6 protein-coding genes are annotated in these 8,979 nt (G+C 71.7%); 1 reads left to right on the top strand and 5 read right to left on the bottom strand.

All coding sequences use genetic code 11. From position 1 onward, the window contains the following. A partial coding sequence (locus tag AC08OU_RS19335; protein WP_476605473.1) for a hypothetical protein occupies window positions 1-190 on the top strand: 190 nt, incomplete at its 5' end. Between the two features lie 181 nt (window positions 191-371). Here AC08OU_RS19335 and acnA read toward each other — a convergent pair. The 5 genes from acnA to wecB all read right to left on the bottom strand — a co-directional run bounded on the left by acnA (window position 372) and on the right by wecB (window position 8,723). Then, window positions 372-3,155 carry an aconitate hydratase AcnA gene (gene acnA / locus AC08OU_RS19330; RefSeq protein WP_476601077.1) on the bottom strand — a complete coding sequence of 928 codons (2,784 nt, stop codon included), beginning with the start codon at window positions 3,153-3,155 and terminating at the stop codon, window positions 372-374. A gap of 366 nt (window positions 3,156-3,521) precedes the next feature. Next, window positions 3,522-4,802: a glycosyltransferase gene (locus tag AC08OU_RS19325; RefSeq protein ID WP_476601075.1), complete on the bottom strand. Its 1,281-nt coding sequence runs from the start codon at window positions 4,800-4,802 to the stop codon at window positions 3,522-3,524. 63 nt (window positions 4,803-4,865) lie between these two features. Further along, window positions 4,866-5,975 (bottom strand): glycosyltransferase, encoded by a 1,110-nt coding sequence (locus AC08OU_RS19320; protein WP_476601074.1) that lies wholly within the window; start codon window positions 5,973-5,975, stop codon window positions 4,866-4,868. A gap of 207 nt (window positions 5,976-6,182) precedes the next feature. Next, window positions 6,183-7,529, bottom strand: a complete 1,347-nt coding sequence (locus AC08OU_RS19315) for a nucleotide sugar dehydrogenase (protein WP_462202891.1) — start codon at window positions 7,527-7,529, stop codon at window positions 6,183-6,185. Window positions 7,530-7,550: 21 nt separating this feature from the next. Then, window positions 7,551-8,723 (bottom strand): non-hydrolyzing UDP-N-acetylglucosamine 2-epimerase, encoded by a 1,173-nt coding sequence (gene wecB, locus AC08OU_RS19310; protein WP_476601081.1) that lies wholly within the window; start codon window positions 8,721-8,723, stop codon window positions 7,551-7,553. Window positions 8,724-8,979: the final 256 nt, after the last annotated feature.

Genomic DNA, 8,979 nt, shown 5'->3' with positions numbered 1-8,979 from the left:
GTCGTCCGCGGCCGGCCCCGCCCGGGCCACGGCCGGCTGGGGGCGGCGTGGCCAGGGCCCGCTGGGCTGGGGGACGATCGGGGTGACCCGCTCACCGGGGATTCCCGACGGAACCGTCGGTACCGAGGGCCCACTCTGTTCCGGGGTGCCACGCGGCATTCGGACTTCCCCCTACCGCAACGGATGGTGACGATCGGACGGCACGGCCGTCCGTGTTCACCCAGCAAGCTTATCACTCTTGGTAGTACGTAAATTACCCAGCACGCCGACCAGGGCGAGGGAGGAGCGCACGAGGCGCGACAGGCGACAGGCGGGCCGGCGGGCGGGGCCGGCGGGAGCGAACCCGCCGGCCCCGGATCATCGGCCGTGGGCTACAACAGCGAGCGCAGGACATACAGCAGGATCCCGCCGTGGCGGTAGTACTCCGCCTCGCCGGGGGTGTCGATCCGCACGACCGCCTCGAAGGTCTTGTCGCCGGCACGTACCGTGAGGGACGGGGTCCTCTCGCCCACCTCGGCGAGGCCCGTGATGGTGAACGTCTCCTCCCCGGTCAGGCCGAGCGACTCCACCGACTCGCCGACGGGGAACTGCAGCGGCAGCACGCCCATGCCGATCAGGTTCGACCGGTGGATGCGCTCGTAGGACTCGGCGATGACCGCCCGCACGCCGAGCAGCGAGGTGCCCTTCGCCGCCCAGTCCCGGGAGGATCCCGAGCCGTACTCCTTACCGGCCAGGATCACCAGCGGCACACCCTCGGCGGCGTATTTCTGCGCGGCGTCGTAGATGGCCAACTGCTCGCCGTCGGGCAGGTGCCGGGTGACCCCGCCCTCGGTGCCCGGCGCCAGCCGGTTGCGCAACCGGATGTTGGCGAACGTGCCGCGGATCATCACCTCGTGGTTGCCGCGCCGCGACCCGTAGGAGTTGAAGTCGGCGGGCGCGACCCCGTGCTCGGTAAGGTAGCGGCCGGCAGGCGAGTCCTTCTTAATCGAGCCAGCCGGGGAGATGTGGTCGGTGGTGACCGAGTCGCCGAGCACCGCCAGCACCCGGGCGTCGATGATGTCGGTCCGGGCCTCCGGCTTCGCCGCCATCCCCTCGAAGTACGGAGGGTGCCGGACGTAGGTGGAGCCGGGCGCCCAGGCGAACGTCCGCGACGCCTCCCCGCCATCACCGACCGGCAGCGAGCGCCAGCGCTCGTCACCGGACAGGTCGGCGTAGTCGGACTCGTACATCTCGGACTGGATGGCGTCACCGACGACCGCGGCGACCTCGGCCTCGCTCGGCCAGATGTCACGCAGGTAGACGGGCTCCCCGCCGGTGCCGGTGCCCAGCGGGTCGGTGTCGAGGTTGATGTCCATCGTGCCGGCCAGCGCGTAGGCGACCACCAGCGGCGGGGACGCCAGGTAGTTCATCTTGATGTCGGGGTTGATCCGGCCCTCGAAGTTGCGGTTACCCGACAGCACGCTGACCACCGCCAGGTCCGCGTCGTTCACCGCGGCACTGATCTCCTCCGGCAGCGGCCCGGAGTTACCGATGCAGGTGGTGCAGCCGAACCCGACCAGGTTGAAGCCGACCTTGTCCAGGTAGGGCACGAGCCCCGCCCGCTCGTAGTAGTCCATGACCACCTTCGAGCCCGGCGCGAGGGTGGTCTTCACCCACGGCTTGCGGGTGAGCCCCTTCTCGACGGCGTTGCGGGCCAGCAGGGCCGCGCCGACCATGACCTGCGGGTTGGACGTGTTGGTGCAGGAGGTGATGGCCGCGACGGCGACGGCACCGTGGTCGATCTCGACGCTCGTGCCGTCGGCGAGGGTGACCGCCGTCGGGTTGGACGAGCGGGCGGCGACGTCCCCGGCCACGGCGTTCACCGAGATCGGGGCGTCGGAGGGCTTGTCGGCGAATGCGGCCGCCGAGTCGGAGGCCGGGAAGGACTCGGCATCCGCCTCGTCCGCGCCACCGTTCGTGAGCACCAGGGGCTGGGCGTAGTCGACCAACGCCGCCCGGAAGGCCTGCTTCGCGCTCGCCAGCGGCACCCGGTCCTGCGGGCGCTTGGGCCCGGCAAGCGACGGCTCGACGGTGGACAGGTCCAGCTCGAGGGTGGTCGTGTAAGCGGCCTCGCGGCTCGGGTCGTGCCAGAGGCCCTGCTCCTTGGCGTACGCCTCGACCAACGCCACCAGCTCCGCGCGACGGCCGGTGAGCCTGAGGTAGTTCAGCGTCTCCGCGTCGATCGGGAAGATCGCGCAGGTGGAGCCGTACTCGGGGCTCATGTTGCCGATGGTCGCCCGGTTCGCCAGCGGGACGTTCGTCACGCCGTCGCCGTAGAACTCGACGAACCGGCCGACGACGCCGTGCCGACGCAGCATCTCGGTGATGACGAGCACCATGTCGGTCGCGGTGGTGCCCGTCGGCAGCTCGCCGGTCAGCTTGAAGCCCACCACAGTGGGGATGAGCATGCTCACCGGCTGGCCGAGCATGGCGGCCTCGGCCTCGATGCCTCCGACGCCCCAGCCGAGCACACCGAGACCGTTGATCATCGTGGTGTGGCTGTCCGTGCCGACGAGGGTGTCGGGGTAGGCCAGCGTCCCGTCGGCCGTCTGCTTCGTGAAGACGACCCGGGCGAGGTGCTCCAGGTTGACCTGGTGCACGATGCCGGTGTTCGGCGGGACGACGGTGAAGTTGTCGAACGCCTCCTGACCCCAGCGCAGGAACTGGTAACGCTCCCGGTTGCGGCCGAACTCCAGCGCCGCGTTGAGCTCGAACGCGTCCGGCCGACCGAAGTGGTCAGCGATGATCGAGTGGTCGATCACGAGCTCGGCGGGGGCCAACGGATTGATCTTCGACGGGTCGCCGCCGAGGGCGGCCATCGCCTCCCGCATGGCGGCAAGGTCCACCACGCACGGCACGCCGGTGAAGTCCTGCATGATGACGCGGGCGGGCGTGAACTGGATCTCCTGGCTGGGGGCGGCCGAGGGATCCCAGTTCGCCAGCGCCCGGACGTGGTCCGCGGTGATGTTCGCGCCGTCCTCGGTACGCAGAAGGTTCTCCAACAGCACCTTGAGGCTGTAGGGGAGTCGATCGGCCCCGGGCACCGCGTCCAGCCGCCTGATCGTGTAGGTGCGATCACCCACCACGAGCGATCCGGTACTGCCGAAGGTGTCCATCGTTCTCCTTCTCGTCGCCCACCGCCCGCCACCCGCGAGCGGCGGGGCTCGCTCCCATGGCCCCGCCCGGCTGGCCGCACCGTGGTGACGCCGGACCCACGGTCCCGGGTGGGCACGCATCCGGCGTCTGCCTGCCTCGGCCAGCTCCGTCCCATCCTGGCATTCCGGCGCGTCTCGCACCGCGCCCGCGGCGCTGTGACCCCGCCGACCCTCCGGGTCGGCGGGAACCGCCGGGGCCTCCCGAACAAGGTCGCCACAGCCGACTCCGGCAATGATTTAACACTGCTAACAGTATCGGAGGCTACCGGCAGTCCCTGCCCACAACGGCGGAATGTTCGGCGACAATCATCCCACCTGCGGGTGAACTCATTCTTCCGGTACCCGGGTGCATCCCGGCACACTCCGGCCCGGGCCGGAGCACGCGTGCCACGACCGCGCGCCGCGCACGGCCTCGTGCAGGGCAGCGACGACGTCCTGGCTCAACGACCGGCGATCCAGCAGCTTCTCGGCCCGTGCCCGCGCGGCGAAGCCGCGGTCGCGCGCGGCGGGTGCCCGCCGGCCGGCCGCGGCGTCGGTGAGACACTCCGCCACCGCCACCGCGTCGCCGGGTGCCACCAGCCAGCCGGTCTCGTCGTCCACCAGCTCGCTGATCGCCCCGACCCGCGTCGCCACGGTCGGTACCCCGCAGGCCGACGCCACCCCGACGGCGCCGTAGTCCTCCACCCGGGAGGGCACCACGTTCACATCGGCGGCGGCGTAGTACGGCCGCACGTCGCGGACACCGTGCACCCAGCGCACCGCCGCCGCGCCGGGAAGCGCCCCGGCCCAGGCCCGGACCCGCTCGCGGTAACGGGCCGCGGCCTCGTTCCGCCGGCCGGCGACATCCTCTCCGTCCTCGGGAGCCCCGCCCTCGGGAGCCCCGTCGACGAGGATCAGGGTGCCGCGGCCGCCCAGCTCGACGAACCGCGACCAGGCCGCCAGCAGTACCTCGTGGCCCGCCACCCCCCGGCCCGGATGGACAAGACGACCGGGCGGGTGGAAGCGCGCCACCTGCACCGCCACGAACCCGTCCTCGGGCAGACCAAGATCCGTCCGGGCCGCCCGGCGCTCCCGGTCGTCTGCCGGCGTGAACCGGTCCAGATCCACGCCGTAGGACACGGTGCGCAGGCGGCGCACCGGCTGGCCGAGCGCGGCGTAGCGGCGCCGGACGTCGGAGGTCGGCGCGATCAGCAGGTGATCGAGCCGGCAGAGCACCCGCTCGACCGGCCGGATCAGCGGGTGGTCCAGGTGCAGAGGGTTCGCGACCATGTACACGCGGGTGATCGTGGTGCCCACGGTGGCGAGGCGGGCGGCCGCCGCCGAGGCGTAGTGGTGGTAGTGGACGACGTCCGCCCCGAGCGCGGCCAGCTCCGCCCGCAGCCGGAGAATCCCGCCGGCCTGACGGCGGATCGTCGCTCCCCGGCGCGGCACGGGGCTCGCGACGACCTCCACGCCGCCCGCGGTCAACTCCCGGGCCAGCGGACTGTCGACGTGGTCGGGCGGGGGCATCAGAACGATGACGTGGTCCCCACTCTCCTGTTCGGCGACGGCGTGCGCAACGGGCCACCGCGGGCCATCCCCCGCCTCGAGCAAGGTGACGATCTTCATCGTGGGCGGTCCTCTCTGGTCGTGGCCGGGCGGTGGCGGTACCCGGGCGGGCGGGGACGCCGACTACGACCACACCGCCGCGATGTCGCGTTGCCAGTGCTCCATCGTGAACGGGGACCGGCGCAGCAGACGCATCGCCTCCCGGCGCTGATCAATGGTCGGGGGAACGGCGGTGAGCATCTCGGCGGTGCCGGCCCAGACCGCGTCGGAGATGCGCAGCGGCAGGATCGTCACGCCGGGGAGCAGCCGGGCGATCTCGTCGACCCCGGGCAGGTCCGCGGAGAGCACGGGCGTCCCGACCGCACAGGCCTCGAGCACGATGCCGGGCAGGCCCTCGTGACGGGAGGTGACCAGCAGCAGCGAGGCCGCGACCAGCAGGCGCGGGATCTCGAGCACCTCGCCGGTGAACTCGACGTGGTCAGCGACGCCGCACCGGGACGCCAGCGCGACCAGCCGGGCCGTCTCGGCGGCATCCTGACGACCCACGAAGAGGAGCCGGGCGTTCACGGACCGCCCCCGCAGCGCCGCGAGGATCTCCACGGCCCGGTCCCGGTTCTTCGCCGAATCCGGGCAGGCGACGTGGACGACGGTGACAAGCTCCTGATCGTCCTCGGCGAGTTCCTCCGCGCGGCGGCGGGCCGCGATGGCGACGCCGACCGGTTCCAGCTCGACGCCGTGGTAAATAACGCGGCAACGAGGGTCGAGCCGCCAGTTCTCCCGCCACAGACCCCGCATCACCGCCTCGCTCACTGCGACCAGATGGGTGGCGAACCGGTCGAGCAGCAACCGGCCGACGATCCGCCGCACCCGGCCGCCCAGGCTGTCGCCGTGCCGGTCCGGGGCATCGGCGAGGTAGGCGACGCGGCGCCGAACCCCCCCGAGCCGGGCCAGCGCGAGGACCACCCCGGAGAGGATCGTCACGTCCGCCTGCACCACCTCCGCCTGCACCACGTCCGGGCGTACCTGGCGCAACAGCCCCAGAAAGGACCATGGAAAGCGCCAGTCGGCCCGGCAGTGGTACACCTCGCCGCCGAACGCCCGGATCTCACCGTCGAACGCCCCTGCCGCGCCGGGCGTCACCGCGAACAACAGCCGGAACTCGTCCTGGTCGAGGCGGCGGAGCAGGTTCACGGCCCCCAGCTGGATGCCGGAGCGCTCCGTCCGGTTCAGCACCTTCAGCACCGTTATCGGGCCCCGGCGCCTGCGCCCGCTTGGCCGGTGATGGAACCACGCGTCGGTGGCGACGACCCGCATGGCATCCGCCCCTCCGCCCGCACCCTCTCGATGATGATAATTTTCAGTTATCATTTAACTACATAAAGATACGGGAAGATGTGGGGCGCCGCGAGGGTGCGAAGGCGTCAGAGGGTGGGGAGGGCGTCACAGGGGTTCCACGGCGAACGCGAGCTCGTCGTGCCGCGCAACCTGCGCCGGTATCACCGGGTGTCCCCCGCCGGCTGCCACCGGCCGGCGGCCCCGGTCGTGCGTGGGCAGCCAGTGCCGGGTGTCGAGGACCGCACGGGCATGCCGTGCTACCTGGTCACGGTCGAAGGCGTCGTGGTCGACCAGGAGCACCACCAGATCCGCGGTCGCGAGCTCCCCCGCACCCACCTCTACCAGGGTCACCCGGGGCGGCAGCCGGGCCGCGTCGACGTGCGGGTCCGCCGCCCGCACGTGGGCACCGAGGTCAGCGAGCAGGGTGGCGACCCGCGTCGCGGGCGACTCGCGCGCATCCCCGGTGTTCTTCTTGTAGGCAAGTCCCAGCAGCAGGATGCGACTGCCCGCGACCGACCGTCGCCGGGCGTTGAGCATCTCGGTGACCCGCCGCACCACGTGGTCGGGCATGTGGTCGTTGATGTCGTTGGCGAGCTCGACGAATCGGAAGCTGCGGCCGAGGCTGCGGCGCACCCGCCAGGACAGGTACGACGGGTCGATGGGCAGGCAGTGGCCGCCGACCCCCGGGCCGGGAGTGAACCGCAGGTACCCGAACGGCTTGGTGGACGCCGCGTCGATCGCCTCCCACACGTCGACGCCGAGTTCGTGTGCGAACATCGCCAGTTCGTTCACCAGCGCGATGTTGACATGCCGGAAGGTGTTCTCCAGCAGTTTGGTGAGTTCGGCGGTCCGGGTCGAGCCGACCGGAACCGTCCGCTCGACCACGGTGTCGTAGAAGGCGCTCACGGCCGCCAGGGAGTCCTCATGCACCCCGGAGATGACCTTGGGGGTGTTCACCAGGTTCCACACCCGGTTACCCGGATCGATCCGCTCCGGCGAGTAGCCGAGATGGAAGTCGATACCGGGGTGCAGACCGGAACCCTCGGTGAGCAGCGGGGCGAACAGCTCCTCGGTCGTCCCCGGATAGGTCGTCGACTCCAGGATCACGGTCACGCCCGGCCGGACCAGCGGCGCGAGGCTGTGCGCCGCGCCCACGATGTAGGACAGGTCGGGAGCCCCCTCCCGCAACGGGGTGGGGACGGTGACCACCGCGACGTCGAACCCCGCGGCGCGGGCGTAGTCCGACGTCGGCTCGTACCGGCCCGACTCCAACGCCGCCGCGAGCTGCCTGTCGGGGATGTCCTCGACGTAGGACCGCGCGGCGGCCAGCTGGGCGACACGGCTCGCGTCCACGTCCACCCCGACGACCCGCCAACCCACATCGACCGCCCGCATCGCGAGCGGGAGACCGACGTATCCCTGCCCGACGACCACCAGTTTCTTCGAAGTCATACACATAGTGTGTCAGATTGTTTACATAGAGAGAGGTAGGTGGCTCACTGTGTCCCGAGCCGGCGGACGGATCTCCGGATCCGGTGCGCCCGGACGGCCCGGTTCCGGCGGGGGTGCGACCACCCGGGCCAGAATTCGCGCGATGCGGCGGGCGGCGTGGCCGTCCCACAGGGCCGGACGCCGGGGCGCAGGCGGCCGCTCCAGGGTGTCGAACGCGGCCGTGACCACCACCCGCCGGTCCCGACCCACCACCCGGTTGGTACCCTCGGTAACAGTCAATGGACGTTCCGTCGAGTCGCGGAGCGTCAGGCACGGTACTCCCAGCACGGTGGACTCCTCCTGCACGCCGCCGGAATCGGTGAGCACGAGACGCGCCCCGGCCTGCAACGCCAGGGAGTCGAGATATCCCACGGGCCCGAGTAGCCGAACCCCCGGGGGGAGCATCCCGGCCAGCCGCGCCGCCGTACGGGGATGCGCCGGGAAGACCAGCGGGCACCGCACCGCGATCTCCCCGAGCGCCCCGAGCAGCCCGGCGAGCACGTCCGGATCGTCGACGTTGGCGGGCCGGTGCATGGTCACCAGGCCGTACCCGCCCGGGTGCAGGCCGAGCTCGGTCAGCGTCGGCCGGCCCAGCGCCTCATCCCGGCACGCCAGGAGGGTGTCCACCATGACGTTGCCGACGAGATGGACCGCCCGGGGGGGCAGGCCCTCCCGGTACAGATGCTCCACCGCGTCCGGTGAGGTCGCGAACAGCTGGTCGCACACGTGGTCGGTGACAATGCGGTTGATCTCCTCGGGCATGGACCGGTCACCGCTGCGCAGTCCCGCCTCCACATGGGCGACGGGCACGCCCGCCTTCGCCGCGACGAGCGCACAGGCCAGAGTTGAGTTGACATCGCCGACCACGACGACGATCTCCGGGACGAGCCGGTCGAGCAACGGCTCGAACGACGTCATGACCGCGGCCGTCTGCACGGCGTGGGAGCCCGATCCCGCCGCGAGGTGATGGTCAGGGGGACGCAGCCCGAGATCGGCGAAGAACACCTCGCTCATCGCCTCGTCATAGTGCTGACCGGTGTGCACGAGCGTGGTCCGGAAACCCTCCACGTCGAGGGCGTCCAGAATCGGCTTGATCTTGATGAAGTTCGGTCGCGCCCCGGCCACGACCACCGCGTGCGGCCTCGGCACGAGCACGGGCTCGGCGAGCGTCGGGACCGGTGCGGGGCGGCGGCGCGTGGCCGCGAGCGGGGCCCGCGGCGAGGGCGGGCCATCCACCGGTACACCGGCGACGGGCTCACCACCCGCCGATACGCCGGTCACGAGCGGACCCCGGAACGATCCGATCCGCCGCGCGGCTGGTCGACGACGGTAAGCCCGGCGGGACGGGCCGCTCCCGCCCGCCCGGTGGGGGCCGCCGCCCGCCCGGTGGGGGCCGCGAGCCCGTCGCGCG

This window comes from Frankia sp. CcMO1, from assembly GCF_977945845.1.
Note: the sequence above shows the minus strand (reverse complement) of the source record. Positions and strands in the feature narration are given on the sequence as shown.

Coding starts and splice junctions, on each gene's coding strand:
- acnA (WP_476601077.1), bottom strand. CDS start 3,155: ATGGACACCTTCGGCAGTACCGGATCGCTCGTGGTGGGTGATCGCACC.
- AC08OU_RS19325 (WP_476601075.1), bottom strand. CDS start 4,802: ATGAAGATCGTCACCTTGCTCGAGGCGGGGGATGGCCCGCGGTGGCCC.
- AC08OU_RS19315 (WP_462202891.1), bottom strand. CDS start 7,529: ATGACTTCGAAGAAACTGGTGGTCGTCGGGCAGGGATACGTCGGTCTC.